Source organism: Pseudolysinimonas sp. (genome assembly GCF_057350545.1).
Window position 1 is genome coordinate 24,265 of sequence record NZ_JBMRCP010000058.1, and the last position, 20,968, is coordinate 45,232.

General features: G+C 71.3%; 23 protein-coding genes and 1 tRNA gene. 15 read left to right on the plus strand and 9 right to left on the minus strand.

Annotated elements, in window-relative coordinates; genetic code table 11:
• Positions 1 to 528, minus strand: coding sequence for an FHA domain-containing protein FhaB/FipA (locus ACO1X9_RS08180; protein WP_486350329.1), 528 nt, complete (start codon positions 526 to 528; stop codon positions 1 to 3).
• An 8-nt stretch (positions 529 to 536) separates the two neighbouring features.
• Positions 537 to 1,232, minus strand: coding sequence for an FHA domain-containing protein (locus tag ACO1X9_RS08185; protein ID WP_486350330.1), 696 nt, complete (start codon positions 1,230 to 1,232; stop codon positions 537 to 539).
• Positions 1,233 to 1,348: 116 nt separating this feature from the next.
• On the opposite strand from ACO1X9_RS08185, the gene ACO1X9_RS08190 reads away from it, so the two are divergent.
• Positions 1,349 to 1,434, plus strand: a tRNA-Leu gene (locus ACO1X9_RS08190).
• 62 nt (positions 1,435 to 1,496) lie between these two features.
• Here the strand turns inward: ACO1X9_RS08190 and ACO1X9_RS08195 are convergent.
• Entirely contained in the window at positions 1,497 to 2,279 is a 783-nt protein-coding gene (locus tag ACO1X9_RS08195; RefSeq protein WP_486350331.1) for a DeoR/GlpR family DNA-binding transcription regulator, read from the minus strand.
• Between the two features lie 47 nt (positions 2,280 to 2,326).
• Between ACO1X9_RS08195 and galE the strand changes: the two genes are divergently transcribed.
• From galE to ACO1X9_RS08215, 4 genes are read left to right on the plus strand one after another with little or no spacing between them, the layout of a single operon-like run.
• Positions 2,327 to 3,289, plus strand: coding sequence for a UDP-glucose 4-epimerase GalE (gene galE / locus ACO1X9_RS08200; RefSeq protein WP_486350332.1), 963 nt, complete (start codon positions 2,327 to 2,329; stop codon positions 3,287 to 3,289).
• A 58-nt stretch (positions 3,290 to 3,347) separates the two neighbouring features.
• Positions 3,348 to 3,956 carry a hypothetical protein gene (locus ACO1X9_RS08205; protein WP_486350333.1) on the plus strand — a complete coding sequence of 203 codons (609 nt, stop codon included), beginning with the start codon at positions 3,348 to 3,350 and terminating at the stop codon, positions 3,954 to 3,956.
• Positions 3,953 to 4,681: an SDR family NAD(P)-dependent oxidoreductase gene (locus ACO1X9_RS08210; RefSeq protein WP_486350334.1), complete on the plus strand. Its 729-nt coding sequence runs from the start codon at positions 3,953 to 3,955 to the stop codon at positions 4,679 to 4,681. The genes ACO1X9_RS08205 and ACO1X9_RS08210 overlap by 4 nt, the downstream gene beginning before the upstream one ends.
• Positions 4,681 to 5,247: a TetR/AcrR family transcriptional regulator gene (locus ACO1X9_RS08215; RefSeq protein ID WP_486350335.1), complete on the plus strand. Its 567-nt coding sequence runs from the start codon at positions 4,681 to 4,683 to the stop codon at positions 5,245 to 5,247. Before ACO1X9_RS08210 ends, ACO1X9_RS08215 begins: the two co-directional genes overlap by 1 nt.
• Before the next feature lie 400 nt (positions 5,248 to 5,647).
• Here the strand turns inward: ACO1X9_RS08215 and ACO1X9_RS08220 are convergent, their stop codons facing one another.
• Positions 5,648 to 6,544 carry a bile acid:sodium symporter family protein gene (locus tag ACO1X9_RS08220; RefSeq protein ID WP_486350336.1) on the minus strand — a complete coding sequence of 299 codons (897 nt, stop codon included), beginning with the start codon at positions 6,542 to 6,544 and terminating at the stop codon, positions 5,648 to 5,650.
• Between the two features lie 52 nt (positions 6,545 to 6,596).
• On the opposite strand from ACO1X9_RS08220, the gene ACO1X9_RS08225 reads away from it, so the two are divergent.
• A complete protein-coding gene (locus ACO1X9_RS08225; RefSeq protein WP_486350337.1) occupies positions 6,597 to 7,658 on the plus strand; it encodes an NAD(P)-dependent alcohol dehydrogenase in 1,062 nt (353 codons plus the stop codon).
• On the opposite strand, the gene ACO1X9_RS08230 is transcribed toward ACO1X9_RS08225, so the two are convergent.
• Both ACO1X9_RS08230 and ACO1X9_RS08235 read right to left on the minus strand, forming a co-directional pair.
• Positions 7,646 to 8,623 carry a Gfo/Idh/MocA family protein gene (locus ACO1X9_RS08230; RefSeq protein WP_486350338.1) on the minus strand — a complete coding sequence of 326 codons (978 nt, stop codon included), beginning with the start codon at positions 8,621 to 8,623 and terminating at the stop codon, positions 7,646 to 7,648. The genes ACO1X9_RS08225 and ACO1X9_RS08230 overlap by 13 nt on opposite strands.
• Positions 8,620 to 9,192, minus strand: coding sequence for an RBBP9/YdeN family alpha/beta hydrolase (locus tag ACO1X9_RS08235; protein WP_486350339.1), 573 nt, complete (start codon positions 9,190 to 9,192; stop codon positions 8,620 to 8,622). The genes ACO1X9_RS08230 and ACO1X9_RS08235 overlap by 4 nt, the downstream gene beginning before the upstream one ends.
• Before the next feature lie 35 nt (positions 9,193 to 9,227).
• Between ACO1X9_RS08235 and ACO1X9_RS08240 the strand changes: the two genes are divergently transcribed.
• Positions 9,228 to 9,866 carry a LysE family translocator gene (locus ACO1X9_RS08240; RefSeq protein WP_486350340.1) on the plus strand — a complete coding sequence of 213 codons (639 nt, stop codon included), beginning with the start codon at positions 9,228 to 9,230 and terminating at the stop codon, positions 9,864 to 9,866.
• 40 nt (positions 9,867 to 9,906) lie between these two features.
• On the opposite strand, the gene ACO1X9_RS08245 is transcribed toward ACO1X9_RS08240, so the two are convergent.
• The gene (locus tag ACO1X9_RS08245; protein ID WP_486350341.1) at positions 9,907 to 11,418 is read right to left on the minus strand and encodes a molybdopterin-dependent oxidoreductase; all 1,512 of its coding nucleotides are present in this window, start codon (positions 11,416 to 11,418) and stop codon (positions 9,907 to 9,909) included.
• Positions 11,419 to 11,569: 151 nt separating this feature from the next.
• On the minus strand, positions 11,570 to 12,919 hold the full coding sequence (locus ACO1X9_RS08250) for an MFS transporter (RefSeq protein ID WP_486350342.1): 1,350 nt from the start codon (positions 12,917 to 12,919) through the stop codon (positions 11,570 to 11,572).
• Between the two features lie 85 nt (positions 12,920 to 13,004).
• Here ACO1X9_RS08250 and ACO1X9_RS08255 point away from each other — a divergent pair, with 85 nt between their 5' ends.
• The 8 genes from ACO1X9_RS08255 (at position 13,005) to ACO1X9_RS08290 (ending at position 20,548) form a co-directional block, all read left to right on the plus strand.
• A complete protein-coding gene (locus ACO1X9_RS08255) occupies positions 13,005 to 13,457 on the plus strand; it encodes a rhodanese-like domain-containing protein (RefSeq protein WP_486350343.1) in 453 nt (150 codons plus the stop codon).
• Between the two features lie 153 nt (positions 13,458 to 13,610).
• Positions 13,611 to 14,267, plus strand: coding sequence for a GntR family transcriptional regulator (locus tag ACO1X9_RS08260; protein WP_486350344.1), 657 nt, complete (start codon positions 13,611 to 13,613; stop codon positions 14,265 to 14,267).
• On the plus strand, positions 14,264 to 15,769 hold the full coding sequence (locus ACO1X9_RS08265; RefSeq protein ID WP_486350345.1) for an MmgE/PrpD family protein: 1,506 nt from the start codon (positions 14,264 to 14,266) through the stop codon (positions 15,767 to 15,769). The genes ACO1X9_RS08260 and ACO1X9_RS08265 overlap by 4 nt, the downstream gene beginning before the upstream one ends.
• The gene (gene prpB, locus ACO1X9_RS08270; protein WP_486350346.1) at positions 15,769 to 16,677 is read left to right on the plus strand and encodes a methylisocitrate lyase; all 909 of its coding nucleotides are present in this window, start codon (positions 15,769 to 15,771) and stop codon (positions 16,675 to 16,677) included. Before ACO1X9_RS08265 ends, prpB begins: the two co-directional genes overlap by 1 nt.
• 1 nt (position 16,678) lies before the next feature.
• Complete coding sequence (locus ACO1X9_RS08275; RefSeq protein ID WP_486350347.1) at positions 16,679 to 17,803, plus strand: bifunctional 2-methylcitrate synthase/citrate synthase; 1,125 nt, start codon at positions 16,679 to 16,681, stop codon at positions 17,801 to 17,803.
• Positions 17,804 to 17,919: 116 nt separating this feature from the next.
• Positions 17,920 to 18,987: a type III polyketide synthase gene (locus tag ACO1X9_RS08280; protein WP_486350348.1), complete on the plus strand. Its 1,068-nt coding sequence runs from the start codon at positions 17,920 to 17,922 to the stop codon at positions 18,985 to 18,987.
• Entirely contained in the window at positions 18,984 to 19,523 is a 540-nt protein-coding gene (locus tag ACO1X9_RS08285; RefSeq protein WP_486350349.1) for an isoprenylcysteine carboxyl methyltransferase family protein, read from the plus strand. Before ACO1X9_RS08280 ends, ACO1X9_RS08285 begins: the two co-directional genes overlap by 4 nt.
• The gene (locus tag ACO1X9_RS08290) at positions 19,520 to 20,548 is read left to right on the plus strand and encodes an NAD(P)/FAD-dependent oxidoreductase (RefSeq protein WP_486350350.1); all 1,029 of its coding nucleotides are present in this window, start codon (positions 19,520 to 19,522) and stop codon (positions 20,546 to 20,548) included. The genes ACO1X9_RS08285 and ACO1X9_RS08290 overlap by 4 nt, the downstream gene beginning before the upstream one ends.
• A gap of 129 nt (positions 20,549 to 20,677) precedes the next feature.
• Here the strand turns inward: ACO1X9_RS08290 and ACO1X9_RS08295 are convergent.
• Positions 20,678 to 20,968: HAD hydrolase-like protein (locus tag ACO1X9_RS08295; RefSeq protein WP_486350351.1), on the minus strand; the 291-nt coding region annotated here is incomplete at its 5' end.

Below are 20,968 nucleotides of genomic sequence, written 5' to 3' on the forward strand. Positions count from 1 at the left end.
CTACCGCCGCAGCTCGAACGTCGTCGTGCCGATCGTCACCGGGGTGCCCGGGGGGATGGCCGTCGGGAGTGTGACCCGCACGCCGTCGAGGAAGGTGCCGTTGGTCGAGTCGAGGTCTTGGATGACCCAGTTCGCATCCCACAGCATGAGGCGCGCGTGGTGAGTCGAGGTGTAGTCGTCGCGGATGACGAGCCCCGACTCGCTCGACCGCCCGATCGTGAGCTGCTCGCCGGGCAGGTCGATCTCCATGCCTTCGCGCGGTCCGCTCGTGATCACGAGTCGCGTCGGGGTGTCGTCGTCGGCGGCGGGCTCGGCACGGCGCACCGGCTCGGCAGCCGGGGATGCCGTGGGCGCCGAGCGGGCGGGCGCGGTCGGTGCGGGGGCCGTCTCCTGCGGTGCGGGCGCCGGAAGGCGGCGGGCGCGCTGACCGAACAGGTCGGAGCGGAGCGAGTAGATGACGAAGAAGACGAAGCCCCACAGCAGCAGCAGGAAGGCCAGCTGCAGCACGAGGAGGGTCAGTTCGCTCATCACATCACCTACCGGAGATCTGCGAACTGGTCGACGTCGGCGGCTTGGGCGAGCACCCGGAAGACGATACGCGTTCGGCCGATCTCGATCACCGAATCGGCGGGAAGCGGTGCCTTCGTCACCGGCTGACCGTTGAGCTTCGAGCCGTTGGTCGAGCCGAGGTCGTTGACCTGCCCGCGCGTGCCGTCCCAGAGGATCTCGATGTGCTGGCGCGACGTGCCCGAATCGTCGATCGTGATGTCGGCATCCGAACCCCGACCGATGACCGTGCGCGACTTCGCGAGCGGATAGCGTTTGCCGCCGATGTCGAGCACGGGATTCCAGGCGACCTCGCCCTTCACGTTCTGCGACTCGATGCGCACCGTGCCCTCGGCGATGGCGGGGTCGAGCACGAGCTTGATCGAGATGCCGCCGGCGAAGGCGTAATGCTGCGCCTTCGCGTGCCGCTGCACGAGTTCGGTGAGCTCGTCGATGAGCGCGGGACCGACCTCGGTCATGCGCGCGTGGTCGGCTCGGCTCAGGCGCACCGAGAAGCGGTTGGGCACGAGGATGCGGTCGCGCGCGACCACGGCGGCCTTCGTGTCGAGCTCGCGGCGGAGGGCGGCCGCCACCTCGAGGGGCTGCAGACCGCTCTTGAAGGCCCTCGCGAACGCGCCGTTGACGACGCGCTCGAGTCCTTTCTCGAAGCTGTCGAGGATCCCCACGCGGCCCCTTCGGAAGCTGGACGGCACCCTTGTGGGGGCCGTGGCGGTCAGGTCGATGTTAGTCGGGCCGCCCGGGGAAGCCGATGTGAGCACGCCCGTGATACCGTTGCGGTCGCGCGCGAGTGGCGGAATGGCAGACGCGCTGGCTTCAGGTGCCAGTACTCGTAAGGGTGTGGGGGTTCAAGTCCCCCCTCGCGCACCACCTCGAAAAGCCCCGGCTCTCTGGTTCTCAGAGGCCGGGGTTTCTCGTCGACCGGCCTGTCGTCAGTCCGCCGACAGCACCCGCGTGGCACCGGCGGCCGGAACCGTGGCGAGCAGCTCCGCACCGCGCGCCGACGTCACCACGGTCGCGAAGTCGGCGAGGTCGCCGATGCGCCCGAGGTGCCGCTGCCCCACCTTGGAACCGTCGGCGACGAGGATCGCCGACCCGGAGCTGCGCAGCATCGCGCGTTTCACCTCGGCCTCCGGCAGGTTGACGTTCGTGACGGCACCCTGCCGGTCGATCCCGTTGCAGCCGAGGATGGCGACATCGACGTGCAGGTCGGCGAGCGTCGCCGACGCGACGGGATCGACGAGTGAGTGCTGCAGCGGCCGCAGGGTGCCGCCCGTGACGACGACCGTGAAGCGCGGGATGGCGGGCTCGAGCGCGAGCGCGATGCCGAGCCCGTTGGTGACGACGACGAGGTCGGTGAGGTCGGTGCGGGCGACGAGGGCTCGGGCGACGGCGAGCACGGTCGAGCCGACATCGAGCAGGATGCTGCTGCCGTTCTCGACGAGCGCGGCGGCGGCGCGTCCGATGGCCCGCTTCTGCTCCGCCTCCCGTCGCGAGGTGGCCTCGACACTCGCCTCGCGCTGCTCGCTGCGCACCGCCATCGCACCGCCGTGCACCCGCCGCACGCGCCCGGCGTCGTCGAGCGCCTGGAGGTCGGCGCGGATGGTGACCTCGCTCACGCCGAGCGCGCCGGCGGCCTCCGAGACCCGCAGGAACCCGTCGACGGCGACGAGCGCCTCGAGTCGCTCGCGCCGGGATGCGGCGAGCTCGTCCATCCGACTCCTTTCGAAACCGCAAGAGTGTCTTCGATACCGTAACGCGCATGAGCTGGCTCGTCACCGGCGGCGCCGGCTACATCGGATCCCACGTCGTCCGCGCGCTGAAGGACGCAGGCATCCCGGCGGTCGTGATCGACGACCTCTCGACGGGTCGCGCGTCGTTCGTCCCCGCCGGGGTGCCGCTCGTCGAGGGGTCGATCCTCGATCAGGAGCTGGTCGAGAAGGTGCTCGCCGGGCATGCCGTGCGCGGCGTCATCCATGTCGCGGGCTTCAAGTACGCAGGAGTCTCGGTCGAGCGTCCGCTGCACACCTACGAACAGAACGTCGAAGGCACGCGCTCGCTGCTCGCCGCGATGCAGGCGCGGGGCGTCGACAGGATCGTCTTCTCGTCGAGCGCCGCCGTGTACGGGACGCCCGACATCGACCTCGTCACCGAGCAGACTCCGAAAGCGCCCGAGTCGCCCTACGGCGAGTCGAAGCTGATCGGCGAATGGCTGCTGCGCGACCAGGCCGTCGCGACCGGGCTGCGCCACACGTCGCTGCGCTACTTCAACGTCGTCGGCTCGGGGCCGGACGGCGTGTACGACGTGAGCCCGCACAACCTCATCCCGAAGGTGTTCGAGGCGCTCCTCGCGGTTCGCACCCCGTCGATCAACGGCGACGACTACCCGACGCCCGACGGCACGAACGTGCGCGACTACCTGCACGTGACAGACCTCGCGCTCGCCCACGTGGCCGCGGCTCGTCGGCTCGACGCCGGTGAGCCGCTCGAGCCCGCCTACAACCTCGGCTCGGGCGACGGCTCGTCGGTGCGGCAGGTGATGGATGCCGTGGCACGCGCCACGGGGATCGAGTTCACGCCCGGGATCGCACCGCGTCGCCCGGGGGACCCGGCGAGGATCGTCGCGTCGGGCGACCTCGCGACGCGCGACCTCGGCTGGGCGATGCGGTACACGCTCGACGAGATGGTCGCGAGCGCCTGGGCGGCGCGCAGCATCAACGCGTGATGCCGCGGCGTCCGGATTGGCCCGCGCTCAATATTGTACGACCGCATAATTTGGGGGTATGACCGCCGTCGAACCACCCCCCGGCCAAAGGCCCGACCCGATCTACGGCACCGGCGCCACCCTCACCGAGAAGAACCTCGCCCGCGTGACGGGCCTGGTCGGCGCAGTCGTCGTGTGCGGCCTCGTCGGCCTGACCGACGCGGAGGCGTGGGCGCCGTGGCAGTACGCCGTCGCAGCCGTGCTCGCGTTCGATCTCGTCGGCGGCGTCGTGGCCAACGCCCTCGCGCCGGCCAAACGCGAACACGCGCGGCCCGACCGCCCGGGAGACGGGATGCTGGTGCGGCTCGTGCGCCGACCGATCGCGTTCAGCGCGTTGCACGTGCAGCCGATCCTCGTCGGCCTGCTCTTCCCCGGAACGGTCTGGTGGTGGGGCGTCGCGTGCTACGCGATCGTGCTGCTCGCCGTCGTGGCCGTGCGGCGGGTGCCGACGGCGCTCGCCCGGCCCACCGCTCTCGGGTTCGCCGCCGCCGTCGCGCTCGTGTCGCCCGCCCTCGGGAGTCCCGTCGGGTTCGCCTGGCTGCCCGTCGTGATGGCGCTCAAGCTCGTCGTCGCCCACGCCGTGCCGTCCGACGTCGAGACCGCACATCGCGGGGCGGTGCACGCATGAGCCGGCACCTGCTCGTGACGGGCGGTTCGCGCGGCATCGGGGCCGAGATCGTGCGCGGCGCCGTCGCCGTCGGCGACCGCGTCACGTTCACCTACCGCGACCGGGCGGATGCCGCGGACGCCCTCGTCACCGAACTCGGCCCCGCGACGCGCGCCGTGCAGGGCGACGTCGCGACGCTCGACGCGGAGTCGCTCGTCGCCGACGCGGTGGACGCGTTCGGCCCGCTCGACGTGCTCGTCAACAACGCAGGCGTGACGGGGCCGCTGGGCCCGTTCGCCGAACTCGACGACGACGTGCTGCGCCGCATCTTCGAGGTCAACGTGTTCGGGATGCTGCGGCTGAGCCGCGCCGCCGTCGGCCACTGGCGCGCGACGGGCCGGGCAGGTGTCATCGTCAACGTCGGCTCGATCGCCGCGGCGACGGGCGCTCCGGGGGAGTACATCGCCTACGCCGGGTCGAAGGCCGCGCTGGAGTCGATCACGCGGGGGCTCGGGCGCGAGCTCGCGTCGGACGGCATCCGGGTCGTCGCGATTGTGCCGGGCACGACCGACACCGAGATCCACGCCACCGCTGGAGACCCTGACCGTCCCGCTCGCGTCGCGACCCGGGTGCCGCTCGGCCGGGTGGCGCGACCGGGCGAGATCGCCGAGGCGGTGCTCTGGGCATCGTCGGAGCGCGCCTCCTACGTGACGGCCACGTCGATCACCGTCGCCGGCGGACTCTGATGGGCATCGAGCGCGGGGAGCGGCGACGGGAGGAGTTGCTCCGCGCCGCGACGACGTGTCTCGTCCGCGACGGCTGGGCCGGACTCACACACCGCCGGGTCGCCGAGGGGGCGGGCGCCACCGTCGGGCTCGTGCGCTACCACTTCGGCAGCCTCGGCGGACTCCGCACGGCGCTCGCCACCGAGGTGAGCACGGTGCTCATCGCACCGTTCGCGGACGCGCTCGTCGTGACCCGCTCGACGGAGGAGCTCGTCGCGACGACGACGGCCCTCGTACGCGAGGCACTCGCCGACCGCGACGGCGGCATCCTGCTCGCGCAGATCGTGCTCGGCTCTGCGCATTACGCCGACGTCGCCGCGATCGTCACGGCGTCCCTGGAGGGGTCGCTCGCGGCGCTCGCATCCCACCTCGAAAGTCTCGATCCCGCCCGCACGTCGACGACGGCGCGCGAGGCCGCCGAGCTGCTCCTCGCGGCGATCGACGGGCTCATGCTGCGCGGGATCGCGCGCCCGGGGGCGGTCGTGCCGCCGATCGAACCTCTCGTCCGCGCCATTCTCGCCCCCTGAGGCGACCGCAGTTCGACCTCGTCCCCGGCGACACCCCGTCGTCTCGGGCGGATCGCTCGCCGGCCTGCTCTCGGTGTACTCGCTCTCGAAGCAGTCGAACCTCGCGGGCTACCGCGCGGCGTTCGCAGCCGGCGACCCGGCGTTGATCGCCCGCCTCCTCGACGCGCGACTGCACCTCGGCATGTGGCCGCCCGCGCCGCAGCAGGCGGCGATGGTCGCCAGGTACGGTTCTCGCTCACCGCTCCGGGTGTCGCGATCGCCGCCGCGGCGGAGCGGCTGCGATCGCTCTGAACCCGCCCGGGGGTCGGCAACTCAGGAGATCCGCGTCTGAGGCTCCGCTGGCGGTTGCATTCGGCACGAACCTCCTGAGTTGCATCCCACCGAGGGGTGTCCAGGGCGGCTAGGCGGGTGGTGGCGGTGGCGTGATCGCCGGCTCGGCCTTCTTCGCGGGCACGGTGCGCCGGATGAGGAACCCGAACGCCAGCGCCACGAAGAACATGAGCACCCCGTAGATCGCCGCCGGAAGCGACATCTCGACGCTGCCGATGACGGTCTGCGCGATCACGATCGCGAGGGTCGCGTTGTGGATGCCGATCTCGAACGAGCTCGCGACCGCCTGACGCGGCTCGACCCGGAAGAGGCGCGGCACGAAGAAGCCGATGGTGAGCGAGAGCACGCAGAACAGCACCGTGATCCCCGCGAGGCTCGCGAGGTTGGGGAAGAACAGGTCGCGGTTGGAGATGATCGCACCGACGATGACGACGGCGAGGATGATCATCGACGCGATGCGCACGGGCTTGTCCATCTTGTCGGCGAAGGCCGGGGCGAAGCGCCGCACGATCATGCCGAGCACGACGGGGCCGAGCACGATGAGGAAGACCTCGACGGCCTTGCTGAACTGGATGCCGAGGCCCTCCGACTCGGGGAGGAACACCGAGATCGCGAAGTTCGTGAGCAGCGGCAGCGTGAACAGCGCGACGATCGAGTTGATCGCCGTGAGCGTCACGTTGAGGGCCACGTCGCCGCGGAACAGGTGCGAGTAGAGGTTGGCGGTCGTGCCTCCCGGGCTCGCGGCGAGGAGAACCATGCCGACCGCGAGGATCGGCGGCAGTTGGAACAGCACGACGAGCCCGAAGCACAGCGCGGGCAGCAGCACGAGCTGGCAGACGAGCGCGACGACCACCGCCTTCGGATGCTTCCCCACCCGGGCGAAGTCGGCGGGGGTGAGCGAGAGGCCGAGCCCGAACATGATGATGCCGAGGGCGACCGGGAGTCCGATGGTTGTCAACGCTGACATGACGACATCGTGGCAGAGCCGAGCGCTCAGCGGCAGCATCTAACGTGGACGGGTGATGACCGTCACGGCCTACGCCGCCGCCTCCCCCACCGCCGACATCCTGCCCACCACGATCGAGCGACGGGACGTCGGCTCGTCCGATGTGCTCATCGAGATCCGGTACGCGGGCATCTGCCACTCCGACATCCACACGATCCGCGGCGACTGGGGTCCGCAGACCTACCCGCAGACCGTGGGACACGAGATCGCCGGCATCGTCGCCGCGGTCGGTTCCGACGTGACCATGTGGGCTGTCGGCGACCGGGTCGGGGTCGGCTGCATGGTCAACTCGTGCCGCGAGTGCGAGAACTGCAAGGCCGGGCTCGAGCAGTACTGCTGGAACGGCAACATCCAGACCTACGGCGGGGTCGACCGTGACGGCACGGTGACGCAGGGCGGCTACTCGACGCACATCGTCGTCGACCAGGACTTCGTGCTGCGCATCCCGGAGTCGCTCGACCTGGCCGTCGTCGCGCCGCTGCTGTGCGCCGGCATCACCACGTACTCGCCGCTCCAGCACTGGCGCGCCGGCCCGGGTCGCAAGGTGGCGGTCGTCGGGATGGGCGGCCTCGGCCACCTCGGCGTGAAGATCGCCGCGGCTCTCGGTGCCGAGGTGACGGTGCTCTCGCAGACGCTGTCGAAGGAGGCGGACGGTCGCGCCTTCGGTGCGGTGCACTACTACGCGACGAGCGACCCGGACACGTTCGAGAAGCTGAAGAACGGCTTCGACCTGATCCTGAACACCGTCTCGGCCGAGCTCGACATGGCGGCGTACCTGAAGCTGCTGCGCCTCGACGGTGTGCTCATCAACGTCGGCGCCCCGGCCGAGCCGCTGCCCATCCAGGTGTTCACGCTGTTCGGCAACCGCCGGTCGTTCGCCGGCTCGAGCATCGGCGGCATCCGCGAGACGCAGGAGATGCTCGACTTCTGCGCCGACAAGGGCATCGTGCCCGAGACCGAGCTGATCGCCGCCGACGGGATCAACGACGCCTGGGCGCGCGTGCTGAGCTCCGACGTGCGCTACCGCTTCGTCATCGACGTCGCGACGATGGCGGAGCCGGCTCAGCTCGGGTAGGTCAGCCCGATCTGTCGCCGCACCTCGTCGAGGGTCTCCATGATGCCGACGGTCTCCGCCGGCGGCAGGATCTCTCCCGTGAGCTCCCCCGACGCGACGATGCGCTCCAACTCCGCGGCCTGGAACTGCATGCCGCGTCCGTCGACGGTCTCGTCGAAGCGCTCGACGACCTCGCCGCCTTTGTCGTAGCGCGTGAAGCCGACGGGGGTGTACCAGACCGACTCGATCTCGATGCGGCCTTCGGTGCCGACGATCGCCGCGCGGTTCGGCCCGGTGCCGCTCATCTGCGTCTGCAGCACGGCATGCGCGCCCGACGGGTAGCCGAGGATGATCGCGGTCTCGCGGTCGACACCCGCGTCGGTCAGCGTGGCATGGGCCAGCACCGTCGAGGGGGCGCCGAAGACGTCCCACGCGAACGACACGGGGTAGATGCCGAGGTCGAGCAGGGCGCCGCCGCCGAGCTCGGGCTTGTACATGCGCTCGACGTGCTCGTTGTTCTGGTCGTGGTCGGCGAGCAGGACGCGCACGTCGCCGAGCAGACCCTCGGCGAGGATCTCGCGGATGCGCACCATGTGCGGCAGCCAGCGGGTCCACATCGCTTCGAGGATGACGAGGTTCTTCGACGCGGCGAGGTCGACGATCGACCGGGCCTCGGCGGCATCCATCGTGAAGGGCTTCTCGACGAGCACATGCTTGCCGCCCTCGAGCGCGACGCGCGCGGCGTCGGCGTGGGTCGGATGCACCGTCGCGACGTAGATCGCGTCGACGTTCGGGTCGGCGGCGAGCTCCTCGTACGAGCCGTACGCCGTCGGCACGCCCATCTCGTCGGCCCATGCCTGCGCCTTGCCGAGCTCGCGGGCCGCGACCGCGACCACGTCGAAGTCGTGCAGCTTCATGTCCTTGACCTGGGCCTTGGCGATACCGCCCGCCCCGAGGATGCCCCAGCGAAGTCCGTTCTGCGTCATGGGTCCAGCATCCCACTCAGCGCCCAGTCGAGGATCCGCGGCCACGGCCCGAACCCCGACGCCGGAATGAGGTGGCCGCCGCCCGGCACGAGTTCGACCGGCACGGCCTGATCGATCGCGTACGAGGCGCGCACCCCGCCGGGCGCGTACTCGTCGCCCTCGCCCTCGAACACGTGCGTCTCCACCCCGGGGAGCGCGTCGATGCGCGGCGGGTGGTCGGTGAACGATGCGACGACGGTCGGCGCGAGCACTGAGGGCGCCGGGATCGCGACGAGTGCGACCCGGCGCACGAGCCCCGTCGACGCGCCGCGTGCGAGGCGCGTGAGCCAGAGGGATGTCGCCAGGCTGTGCACGATCAGGGTCACGGGTCGCTCCCCGCGGGTCACGAGCCCGTCGAGGAGGTGGAGCCATTCCTCGACATCCGGGGTGTCGGGATCCGGCAGCTGCGGATAGTCGACCTCGTAGCCGCGAGCGACGAGCTCGTCGAACAGCCAGTGCTCCCAATGGTCGGCGGGGCGACGGTTCTCCCAGCCGTGGACGATCACGAAGCGGGGGGAGACGGGCGGCATCCGTCGATCGTGCCGCACGGGAGTACCGTGGCGCCATGCTTCCGCTGCCGAACCTCGTCGCATTCCTGGCGGCGGCGGTCGTGCTCGTGATCATGCCCGGCCCGACCGTGCTCTTCGTCGTCGGCCGTTCGCTCTCCCTGGGGCGCCGCGGCGGGCTCCTCAGCGTGCTCGGCAACGCCCTGGGACTCATCCCGATCGTCGTCGCGGTGGCCTTCGGCGTGGGGGCTCTCATCGCGGAGTCGGTCGTCGTCTTCACGATCATCAAGTTCGCCGGGGCGGCCTACATCGTGTTCCTCGGGGTGCAGGCGATCCGGCATCGCGCCCGCGCCGCGGCGGCGGTCTCGGCCGGGGTCGCCCACCGGTCGGCGCGCCGGATGCTCGCGGAGGGATTCATCGTCGGCGTCACCAACCCGAAGACGATCGCGTTCTTCCTCGCGGTGCTGCCGCAGTTCGTCGCGCCGAGCGCCGGATGGGTGCCGGGCCAGCTGTTGCTGCTCGGCGGGCTCTTCATCGTGCTCGCCCTCGTCTCCGACGGCGCGTGGGCGCTCGCGGCGGGGTCGGCGCGCGACTGGTTCGCCCGCTCCCCGAAGCGCGTCGAGCGGCTCGGCGCGACCGGCGGGGTCATGATGATCGGCCTCGGCGGCGTACTCGCGCTCACCGGATCCTCGAAGTAACTCCGCGGTCGAGTAGCCCGCGCAGCGGGCGTGTCGAGACCTATTGCACCGGGATGGTGACCCGGTGGTGGCCCGTCGCCCCGTCGGGCACGACGCCCTGCTGCCGCGCGGTCTGCACCTCGCCGTCGACGCTCGTCGCGCGCACCGCGATCTCGTGGCTGCCCGCGGTCGCCTCCCAGAGGTAGCTCCACTGCACCCACGTGTCGACGTTGATCGCGGTCGCGAGCTGCGCCTCGCGCCACGGACCGTCGTCGACCGAGACCTCGACCTTGGCGATGCCGGTGTGCTGATGCCAGGCGACCCCCGCGACGACGGTCTCGCCGGCGACGACCGTGCCGCGCGGCACGTCGATGCGCGACGACAGCTTGATCGGGCCCCGCTCGCTCCAGCCGCGGTCGGTCCAGTAGGCGCGCGCGGCGTCGAAGCGCGTGACCTCGAGCTCGGTGACCCACTTCGTCGCCGAGACGTAGCCATAGAGCCCCGGCACGACGAGCCGCGTGGGGAAGCCGTGCTCGAGCGGCAGCGGCTCGCCGTTCATGCCGATCGCGAGGATCGCGTTGCGGTCGTCGGTGAATGCCTCGATCGGGCTCGACGCGGTGAACCCGTCGATGCTGCGCGACAACACCATGTCGGCGCGCGACGTCGGGCGCGCCTGGGCGAGCAGCTCGCGCAGCGGGTAGCCGAGCCAGCGGGCGGTGCCGATGAGGTCGCCGCCGACGACGTTCGACACGCACATGAGCGTCGTGACGCTCTCCTCGAGCGGCAGCGCGACGAGCTCGTCCCAGGTGAGCACGACCTCCTGCTCGACGAGCCCGTGGATGCGCAGGCTCCACGTCGACGGGTCGACGTTGGGCACCTGCAGCGCGGTGTCGATCCGGTAGAAGTCGGCATTCGGCGTGATGACGGGGGAGAGGCGCGGGATGCCGAGCTCGGCTCCCGCGGGAACGGGCGGCGCGTCGACGGCGGCGCGCGGCAGCGTGAACGTCTCGCGTACGGCGGTGACGGCGCGCGCTCCGGTCTGCAGGGCGAGGCCTCCGAGGGCGCCGAGCACGCCGATCGCCCCGGCACCGCCCGCCCAGGCGAGGAAGCGCCGGCGGGACGGGTCGCCCGCGGGGGCGTCGTCGCGCGGACGTCGGGCGAGCAGACCGGCCAGCCCGAGCACGGCCGCGACGGTCGCCGCCGTGGCGGGGACGGCATCCAGGATCGACGCGCCCTCGCGCGTCACCGCCGCGACGATGCCGAAGACGCCGCCCGCGACGATCAGCAGCCGAGCCACGATCGGTCGCCATGCGTGCAGGATGCCGGCGAGTGCGGCCAGTCCGACGAGCACGACCCCGATGCCGACGAGGAGGGCGACCTTGTCGGCGGTGCCGAAGATCGCGATGGCGGCATCCTTCGCCCACGGCGGTGCGAGGTCGATGAGCAGCGAGCCGACGACCACGACGGGGCTCGCGCGCGGCGCGAGGATCCCTGCGACGAGCTCGGCGAGTCCGAGGCCGAACGCCACCGCGGCGATGCCGGCGAGGGCTGCGAGCAGCCGGGGGCGTCTCATGACAGCACCCTACGCGCGGCATTCCGGGTCATGCCGGGGATTCGGAGCGATCGGCGTCGTCGCTCGGACCCGGTTCCGCGAGGTTGGACCCTGCACGAGGTGGGTCCCTCCTCGCTTGGCTGGAGCCGAGCGGCCGTCAGGGGTCAGGGCGTCAGGGCGTCGGGGTGCGGGCGTCGTACTCGCGGAAGGACTTCTGCGTCCGCACGAGCAGCGCGATGAGCCCGATGATGAGGATGCCGCCCAGCACGGGCGGGAACCAGAGGGCGACGGCGGTGGCGAAGACGCCGATGTAGAGGTCGCCGACGCGGGGGCCGCCGGCGACGACGACGGTGAAGATGCCCTGCAGTCGCCCGCGCATCCCGTCGGGTGCCGCCATGAGCAGCATCGTGCCGCGGAAGATCGCGCTGATCTCGTCGCTCGCACCCATGCCGAGCATCGCGAACGCCGCGATCCCGAGGGCGACGAAGTTGGCCTGGGTGATCTCCTCGCCGACCGGGGCGACCCAGCCTTCGGCGAGCGACCATTGCATCCCCAGCACCGCGAGTCCGAGCAGCAGCACGAAGCCGCCGTACACGGTGATCGCGCGGCCGACGGCGAGGCCGTGGCGGTGCACGTGGCCGACCGGCCCGCTGAACAGGCTCGCGAGGAAGGTGCCCACCGCCATCGCGGCGGTGAGGATGCCGACCGTGACCGGCCCGCCGCCGAAGACGAGGGCGCCGAGCGCGGGGAACAGCACGTGCGGGCGCCCGAAGGTCATCGCGACGATGTCGACGATGAACGACATGCGGATGTTGGGCGCCGTGCGCAGGAACTCGAGCCCCTGCTTGAGCGACTTCCACCCGGGACGCTCGACGCCGTCGGCGGCGGCGAGCCGGGGGAGCGTGATGATGCCGAGGAACATCGTGCTGAACAGCACGACGTCGACGAGGTAGGTCCAGCCGAAGCCGACCGTCGCGACGAGCACGCCCGCGAGCGCGGGGCCGAGGGTGAGCTGGATGCCGAACGCGATGCCGTTGAGGGCGCTCGCCGCGGGCACGAGTTCGCCCGGGATGAGCCGCGGCGTCACCGACGAGCGCGTCGTCATCTGCACGGTCGCGGCGACCGAGCCGAGGGTGGCGAGCACGTAGAGCGGCCAGACCGGCGGATGGGCGAGCGTCGTGTCGAGCCAGGCGATGAGCGCGAGGCCGATCGTCGAGCTCCACCCGATGAGCGCGCTCACGAGCAGCACGAGCTTGCGGTCGAACGCGTCGGCGATCATGCCGCCCCAGAGCCCGGCGACGATCATCGGGATGAGGCCGATGCCGCCGACGAGGGCGACGGCGAAGGTGTCTTCGGTGATCTCGTAGATCTGCAGGCCCACCGCGACGACGGTGAGCATCGCGCCGATGCCCGAGATCGCGCCGCCGAACCACAACCGGGCGAAGGCCGGCGAGACCCGGAGCGGGGTGATGTCGACGAACCGTCGGCGCTTGGCGGGGGCCTCGGGGGACGCGTCACTCACTCCCCCGAGAGTACTGGCGGGAACGCGGCGCTCGCTGTCCGACGTCCCACTGTCCGGGCGCGGGCCGGAGCACTTGACTCGGCGCATGACCCTCACCGCCACCGAGCAGGATGCCGCCGTCGAGCACTTCGCCGCGAAGCTCCGTTTCGAGACCGACCCCTCCGACGTCGCCGCGGCGTTCGCGGCGCGCGACGAGTTCGTGCTCGTCGACGTGCGCGGCCACGCGTCGTGGCACCAGGGCCGCGTCGCGGGAGCGATCCATCTCCCTCACTCCGAGATCCCGGAGCGCGCCGCCGACCTCATCCCGGCCGGCGTCCCGGTCGTCGTCTACTGCTGGGGCCCCGCGTGCAACGGCGCCACCCGCGGCGCGCTGCAGTTCGCCCGCCTCGGCTACCCCGTGAAGGAGATGATCGGCGGCTTCGAGTACTGGGCCCGCGAGGGCCTCGAGATCGTCGACGACTCCGGCAGCATCACCCGCGCGGTCGACACCCTCACCTCTCCCCGGCCCTCAGCGGCGGGGATCTCGTGCGACTGCTGAGGGTTTCGTCGACTTAGTTGCACATTGCTCCGTCGTCCGGGGTGATTCTGCAACTCCGGCGACATCGGGTTCTGGATACGGAACAGGCTCTCGGATGCCGTGACGGGCATCCAAAGCCTTGTTCTGTATACAAATGAGGCGTAACGTCGTCGTGTGCGCGCATCCGACAAGGCCTACGCCCGGCTGAGAGAGGACATCCTCACCGGTCGGCTGGCGGCCGGCACCGCGCTCTCCGAGGTCGAACTGGCCGAGAAACTCGGCGTCTCCCGCACCCCGCTCCGCGCCGCCCTCGCCCGCCTCGCGCTCGAGGGACTGGTCGACACGACGCGCGGGCGCACCGGCGTCGTCTCCGCCGTATCGGCGGAGAGCATCACCGCACTCTTCGAGCTGCGTGAGGCGCTCGAGACCCAGGCCGCACGCCTCGCAGCGCGGCGCTGCGACCCGGCCGTCTTCGACGAACTCGTCGAGCGCTTCGCGGCCGCCCCCGCCCTGCTGCGCGACGCCGGCGTCGACGCGTACTACTCGCTCGTCGCCGAGTTCGACGCCGCCCTCGACGCCGCACTGGGCAACGCCGTCTACCGCGGCGCCCTCGACGGCGTACGGCTGCACCTCGCCCGCGCCCGCCGCCTCGCGAGCGACGACCCCGAGCGGCTCGTGCGCTCCGCCGAGGAGCACCGGCTCATCTGCGCCGCCATCCGCGACGGGGATGCCGCGCTCGCCGCCTCGGCGACGACGGTGCACCTCAAGGCATCCCTCACCACCATCCTCGCGACCCTGTCGCCCCGCGACGCTCAGAAAGGCACCGCATGAAGCTCCACCCGCTCCGCACCTACCGCTCCGACGAGAATCTCGCGAAGGAGGATCAGCTCGCCTGGAAGGTGGCGCAGGTCGCCGCCGATCCGGTCGCCGTCGAGCCCGAGGTCGCCGAGATGATCGTCAACCGCGTCATCGACAACGCCGCCGTCGCGGTCGCGTCGATCGGTCGCGCCCCGGCGGTCGCCGCCCGCGGGCAGGCGGAGGCCCACCCCGTCACGAAGACCGGCGCCGGCTCGACCGTCTTCGGCGTCGACGGGAAGTTCAGCCCGGAGTGGGCGGCGTTCGCGAACGGGGTCGCCGTGCGCGAGCTCGACTACCACGACACCTTCCTCGCGGCGGACTACTCGCATCCCGGTGACAACATCCCGCCGATCCTCGCGGTGGCGCAGCACACCGGTGCGGACGGAGCGGCGCTCGTGCGCGGCATCGCGACCGGGTACGAGATCCAGGTCGACCTCGTGAAGGCGATCTCGCTGCACAAGCACAAGATCGACCATGTCGCCCACCTCGGCCCGTCGGCCGCCGCCGGCATCGGCACCCTGCTCGGGCTCGACCCCGCGGTGATCTATCAGGCCGTGTCGCAGGCGCTGCACACGACGACCGCCACGCGCCAGTCGCGCAAGGGCGAGATCTCCACCTGGAAGGCCTACGCCCCGGCCTTCGCCGGGAAGATGGCCGTCGAGGCGGTCGACCGGGCGATGCGCGGCCAGACCAGCCCGAGCCCGATCTGGGAGGGCGAGGACGGCGTCATCGCGTGGCTGCTCGACGGACCCGAGGGTCGCTACGAGGTGCCGCTGCCGGAGGCGGGCGAGGCGAAGCGCGCGATCCTCGACACCTACACGAAGGAGCATTCCGCCGAGTACCAGGCGCAGGCGTGGATCGACCTCGCGCGCGACCTCGGGGCACGGCATCCCGAGCTGCGCGACCCGGCGAACGTGACGCGCATCGTGCTGCACACGAGCCACCACACGCACTACGTGATCGGCTCGGGCGCGAACGACCCGCAGAAGTTCGACCCCACGGCGAGCCGGGAGACGCTCGACCACTCGATCCCGTACATCTTCGCCGTCGCCCTGCAGGACGGCACGTGGCACCACGTCGACTCCTATCTGCCGGCGCGCGCCTCCCGTGAAGACACCGTCGCGCTGTGGCACAAGGTGTCGACCGTAGAGGACCCGGAGTGGACCCGCCGGTACCACTCGAACGACCTCGCGGAGAAGGCGTTCGGCGGCCGCGTCGAGATCGACCTCGCCGACGGGTCGCGCATCGTCGACGAGATCGCCGTCGCCGACGCCCACCCGCTCGGCGCTCGGCCGTTCGCGCGGAAGCAGTACATCCACAAGTTCCGCACCCTCGCCGAGGGCGTGTTGGCGGACGCCGAGGTGGATCGGTTCCTCGGCCTCGCGGAGCGCCTGCCCGAGCTCTCGGCGGTCGAGGTGGCCGCCCTCAACGTGCACGCGACCGGTCTGCCGACCCCGCCGAAGGGCCTCTTCTGATGCTGCATACCCACGTCACCCCGGCCGAGAAGCGTCAGGCCTTTCGCGCCGGACTCGCGAGCGGCACCATCCAGCGCTTCCCCGGCGCGTTCACGCCCCTCTCCGCCCGACTCATCCAGGAGAAGGGATTCGAGGGCGTCTACATCTCGGGCGCCGTCATGGCGAACGAGCTCGGACTGCCCGACATCGGGCTCACGACCCTCACCGAGGTCGCGCAGCGCGGGTCGCAGATCTCCCGCAACACCGACCTGCCGACGCTCATCGACGGCGACACGGGGTTCGGCGAGCCGATGAACGTCGCGCGCACGGTGCAGCTGCTCGAGGATGCCGGCGTCGCCGGGGTGCACCTCGAGGATCAGGTCAACCCGAAGCGCTGCGGCCACCTCGACGGGAAGGACGTCGTCGACGAGTCCACGGCGGTCAAGCGCATCCGGGCCGCCGTCGCCGCGCGCCGGGACCCGGGCTTCGTGATCATGGCGCGCACCGACATCCGCGGCGTCGACGGGCTCACCGCGGCGCTCGATCGCGCGAAGGCGCTGCAGGATGCCGGAGCCGACGCGATCTTCGCCGAGGCGATGGCCGACCTCGGCGAGTTCGAGGCGATGCGGAAGGCCGTCGACGTGCCGATCCTGGCCAACATGACGGAGTTCGGCAAGAGCGACCTCTTCACCGTGCAACAGCTGCAGGATGTCGGCGTGAACATGGTGATCTTCCCCGTGTCGCTGCAGCGCATCGCGATGGGCGCGATCGAGCGCGGGCTCGATGCGCTCGCCGCGTCCGGCAGCCTCGCCGGGGTGGTGCCCGAGATGCAGACCCGCGCGCGACTCTACGAACTCGTCGACTACGCCGCGTACGGTGAATTCGACTCGAACGTCTTCACCTTCGACCTCTCGACCAACAGGAGCTGACATGACCGACAGTGACATCCGCAAGGGACTCGCCGGCGTCGTCGTCGACACGACCTCCGTCTCGAAGGTCAACCCCGAGACCAACTCGCTGCTCTACCGCGGCTACCCGGTGCAAGACCTGGCGGCGAACTGCACCTTCGAGGAGGTCGCCTACCTGCTGTGGAAGGGCGAACTCCCCGACCCCGGCCAGCTCGAAGGTTTCGAGCGCCTCGAGCGCTCGCGTCGGCACCTCCCGTCGGTGGCGAAGGAGGCGATCGACCTGCTCCCCGTCGACGCCCACCCGATGGATGTCGTGCGCACGGCGGTGAGCGCGCTCGGCGCCGCCGACCCGCACGCCGCCGACTCGAGTCCCGAGGCGAACCTCGACAAGGCGATCACGCTCTTCGCGCAGCTGCCGTCGATCGTCGCCTACATCCAACGACGCCGTCGCGGCGAGGACCTCGTGGAGCCGCGCGACGACCTCGGCTACTCGGCGAACTTCCTGCACATGACCTTCGGCCAGCTGCCCGACCTCGTCGTCGTGTCGGCGTTCGACGTGTCGATGATCCTGTACGCCGAGCACTCGTTCAACGCGTCCACGTTCACCGCGCGGGTCGTCACGTCGACGCTCGCCGACCTCTACTCGGCGGTCGTCGCGGCGATCGGCGCGCTCAAGGGCCCGCTGCACGGCGGCGCCAACGAGGCGGTCATGCACGTCTTCGACGAGATCGGCTCGGCCGACCACGCCGTCGAGTGGCTCGACTCGGCGCTCGTCGAGAAGCGCAAGATCATGGGCTTCGGGCACCGCGTCTACAAGAACGGCGACTCGCGTGTGCCGACGATGAAGGCGGCGCTCGACACGCTCGTCGAAGAGTACGACCGCCCCGACCTCGCCGAGCTCTACGCGACCCTCGAGCAGGCGATGGACGAGCGGAAGGGCATCAAGCCCAACCTCGACTACCCGTCGGGGCCGGCATATCACCTCATCGGTTTCGAGACCGAGCTGTTCACGCCGCTCTTCGTCGCGGCGCGCGTGACGGGGTGGACGGCCCACATCCGCGAGCAGCTCGAGGCCAACGCGCTCATCCGCCCGCTCTCGCAGTACGTCGGACCCGAGCAGCGCGAGGTGCCCGTCTCCTCCTCCTGATTCGCCACTGAACCCTCACTGACGTCGATGACCCCGGCACGCGGGGTTCGGTCGGCTCAGTGAGGGTTCGCTGCAAGCCCCCGGGACGACGGACCCGCCGGTGGTACGGTCCGGACATGTCCCGCATCGTGGCCGTCGCGCCCGCGTTGCCCGAGCACGCGTACGCCCAGGCCGAGATCACAGCCGAGCTGTCGGGCCTCATCACCCACGACGCGACGAAGCGCGCCGTCATGGAGCGGTTCCACGCGGCGAGCGGCATCGGCACCCGGCACACCGTGCTGCCGATCGAGCAGTACCGCGACCTGCGCTCCTTCGGCGACGCCAACGACATCTGGATCCGCGAAGGCACCGCACTCGCCGCGCGCGCCGTCGCGGACGCCCTCACCCGCACGGGGCTGTCGGCAGAGGATGTCGACTACCTGTTCTTCACCTCCGTGACGGGCATCGCGGCACCGTCGATCGACGCGCGGCTCGTTCCCGCCCTGGGGCTGCGGGGGGACATCAAGCGGGTGCCCTCGTTCGGCCTCGGCTGCGTCGCGGGCGCCGCAGGACTCGCGCGCGTGCACGACTACCTGCTCGGGCATCCCGGTGAGATCGCGTTGCTCGTGTCGGTCGAGCTCTGCTCGCTGACCCTCCAGCACGGCGACGACTCGGTCGCCAACTTCGTCGCCTCGGGACTGTTCGGCGACGGGGCGGCCGCCGTCGTGGTCGCGGGCGCCGACCGGGCGCGCGAGCTCGGACTGCCCGGCCCCGACATCCTCGGTACCCGCTCCGAGCTCTACCCCGACAGCGAAAGCGTCATCGGCTGGGACATCGGCGGCACGGGCTTCCGCATCCTGCTCACTGCGGCGGTGTCCGACACGATCGACGCGAACATCGCCGCCGACGTCGCCGGGCTGCTCGCCGCGAACGGCGTGACGCGGGATGCCGTGGGCGCCTGGATCGCGCATCCGGGCGGCCCGCGCGTGCTCGAGGCGTTCGAGCGGGGCCTCGACCTCCACCGGTCCGACCTCGCGGCGTCGTGGAAATCCCTGGACGCCGTCGGCAACATGTCGTCGTCATCGGTGCTCCACGTGCTGTCCGACATGCTCGATCAGCCGCCCGGCACGCACGGGGTGCTCTTCGCCCTCGGCCCGGGTGTGACGAGCGAGTACGTGCTGCTGAAGTGGGCGGAGGCCGCATGATCCTGATCACCGCCGTCTGGTTCACGGTCTTCGTGCTCGCGACCGGGGTCGAACGGGTCGTCGAGCTCGTCATCTCGAAACGCAACGCGGCGTGGGCCTTCGCGCAGGGCGGCGTCGAGTCGGGCCGCGGACACTTCCCCGCGATGGTGACGCTGCACACGGGGCTCCTCCTCGGGGCGATCGCCGAGGTGTGGCTGCTCGGGCGACCCTTCATCCCGGGTCTCGGCTGGACCATGCTCGTGATCGCCCTGCTCTGCCAGGTCGGCCGTTACGCCGTCATCTGGTCGCTCGGCCGCCAGTGGAACACGCGCGTCATCGTCGTGCCCGGCCTGCCGCTCTCGCGGCGCGGGCTGTACCGCTGGGAGTGGCTGCGGCATCCCAACTACTGGATCGTCGCGATCGAGGGTGTCGCACTGCCGCTCGTGCACTCGGCGTGGATCACCGCGCTCGTCTTCACGGTGCTCAACGCCGTGCTCTTGCTCGGATTCCGCATCCCCGCCGAGGAGCGGGCGCTGAAGGCCGCGGCCCCGGCGTGACGACCGACACCCGCGTGCTCGTCGCCGGAGGCGGCCCGATCGGGCTCGCCGTCGCGATCGAGGCGCGGCTCGCGGGACTCGACGTCGTCGTCGCCGAGCCGCGTGGGGGAGCGATCGACAAGGCGTGTGGCGAAGGCCTCATGCCGGGGGCGCTGCCCGCACTCGCGCGCCTCGGGATCGACCCGCACGGGATGCCATTCCACGGGATCGCCTACCTCGACGGTCGCCGCCGCGTCGAGCACCGGTTCTCCGGTGGTGCGGGGCGCGGGGTGCGACGCACCGTGCTGCATACGGCGCTGCGGGTGCGGGCGGAGTCGCTCGGAGCGGACTTCGTGGATGCCCGGGTCGAGTCGTTCACGCAGCGCGCGGGAGTCGTCACGGCGGCGGACGTGCGCGCGTCGTGGCTGGTCGGCGCCGACGGACTGCACTCGGCGGTCGCCCGGGAAGCCGGACTCGTCCGTCCGACGCCGCGGGTGCGCCGCCGGTTCGGGCAGCGCCGGCACTACGCGGTCGCGCCGGGGTCGGAGTACGTCGAGGTGCTGTGGACGCCCCGCGGCGAGTTCTACGTCACCCCGGTCGCACCCGACACCGTGGGGGTCGCGCTGCTCGCCCGGCGCGGGGTGCACTTCGAGGAGGCGCTCGCGGCCGCGCCCGCGCTCGCCGAGCGTCTCGCCGGGGCCGCACCGGCATCCGAGCTCCGCGGGGCGGGGCCGTTGCGGCAGGTGACGCGTCGCCGCACGGCGGGTCGCGTGCTGCTCGTCGGCGACGCCTCCGGCTACGTCGACGCCCTCACGGGGGAGGGGCTTCGGATCGGGTTCGGGCAGGCTCGGGCCGCCGTGGCCGCGATCGTCGACGACGACCCCGGGTCGTACGAGCGGGCGTGGGCCGACGAGACCCGCGACTTCCGGCGGCTCACGGGCGCCCTCGTGCGGCTCGCCGGCTCCCCCCTGCGCGGTGCCGTCGTGCCCGTCGCCGCGCGATTCCCGGGCGTCTTCGCGTCGGCCGTCGAGCGTCTGGCGCGGTGAAGGTTTTGTCGGGTTAGTTGCACATTGCTCCGTCCTCCGCGTGCATTCTGCAACTGGAGGACACGTCGCCTGTCGTGAGTTGCAGAATGTCGCCGGAAGACGGAGCAATGTGCAACTAACGCGACACAACTACGGCCCCGACAACCCGAGCTCCACGAGCAACTCGTCGGCGGTCGAGACGACGGCGACGGTGCCCGCGGTCTCCTCGGGGGCTCCGTAGCCCCACTCGACGTAGATCGTCGGCACGTCGTGCGCGGCCGCTCCGTGCACGTCGTGCGACCGGTCGCCGACCATGACGGGACGCGAGAGGTCGTCGCCGCGCAGCCGCAGCCGGCGCAGGGCCTCGGCCACGACATCCGCCTTCGCGCTGCGCACCTCGTCTTCGCTCGCGCCGGTGAGCTCGTCGAAGTACTGCGCGAG

Excerpts from the sequence above, each read along its gene's own strand:
- ACO1X9_RS08180 (WP_486350329.1), bottom strand. The coding sequence starts at position 528 with ATGAGCGAACTGACCCTCCTCGTGCTGCAGCTGGCCTTCCTGCTGCTG.
- ACO1X9_RS08195 (WP_486350331.1), bottom strand. The coding sequence starts at position 2,279 with ATGGACGAGCTCGCCGCATCCCGGCGCGAGCGACTCGAGGCGCTCGTC.
- galE (WP_486350332.1), top strand. The coding sequence starts at position 2,327 with ATGAGCTGGCTCGTCACCGGCGGCGCCGGCTACATCGGATCCCACGTC.
- ACO1X9_RS08205 (WP_486350333.1), top strand. The coding sequence starts at position 3,348 with ATGACCGCCGTCGAACCACCCCCCGGCCAAAGGCCCGACCCGATCTAC.
- ACO1X9_RS08210 (WP_486350334.1), top strand. The coding sequence starts at position 3,953 with ATGAGCCGGCACCTGCTCGTGACGGGCGGTTCGCGCGGCATCGGGGCC.
- ACO1X9_RS08215 (WP_486350335.1), top strand. The coding sequence starts at position 4,681 with ATGGGCATCGAGCGCGGGGAGCGGCGACGGGAGGAGTTGCTCCGCGCC.
- ACO1X9_RS08220 (WP_486350336.1), bottom strand. The coding sequence starts at position 6,544 with ATGTCAGCGTTGACAACCATCGGACTCCCGGTCGCCCTCGGCATCATC.
- ACO1X9_RS08230 (WP_486350338.1), bottom strand. The coding sequence starts at position 8,623 with ATGACGCAGAACGGACTTCGCTGGGGCATCCTCGGGGCGGGCGGTATC.
- ACO1X9_RS08235 (WP_486350339.1), bottom strand. The coding sequence starts at position 9,192 with ATGCCGCCCGTCTCCCCCCGCTTCGTGATCGTCCACGGCTGGGAGAAC.
- ACO1X9_RS08240 (WP_486350340.1), top strand. The coding sequence starts at position 9,228 with ATGCTTCCGCTGCCGAACCTCGTCGCATTCCTGGCGGCGGCGGTCGTG.
- ACO1X9_RS08245 (WP_486350341.1), bottom strand. The coding sequence starts at position 11,418 with ATGAGACGCCCCCGGCTGCTCGCAGCCCTCGCCGGCATCGCCGCGGTG.
- ACO1X9_RS08255 (WP_486350343.1), top strand. The coding sequence starts at position 13,005 with ATGACCCTCACCGCCACCGAGCAGGATGCCGCCGTCGAGCACTTCGCC.
- ACO1X9_RS08265 (WP_486350345.1), top strand. The coding sequence starts at position 14,264 with ATGAAGCTCCACCCGCTCCGCACCTACCGCTCCGACGAGAATCTCGCG.
- prpB (WP_486350346.1), top strand. The coding sequence starts at position 15,769 with ATGCTGCATACCCACGTCACCCCGGCCGAGAAGCGTCAGGCCTTTCGC.
- ACO1X9_RS08275 (WP_486350347.1), top strand. The coding sequence starts at position 16,679 with ATGACCGACAGTGACATCCGCAAGGGACTCGCCGGCGTCGTCGTCGAC.
- ACO1X9_RS08280 (WP_486350348.1), top strand. The coding sequence starts at position 17,920 with ATGTCCCGCATCGTGGCCGTCGCGCCCGCGTTGCCCGAGCACGCGTAC.
- ACO1X9_RS08285 (WP_486350349.1), top strand. The coding sequence starts at position 18,984 with ATGATCCTGATCACCGCCGTCTGGTTCACGGTCTTCGTGCTCGCGACC.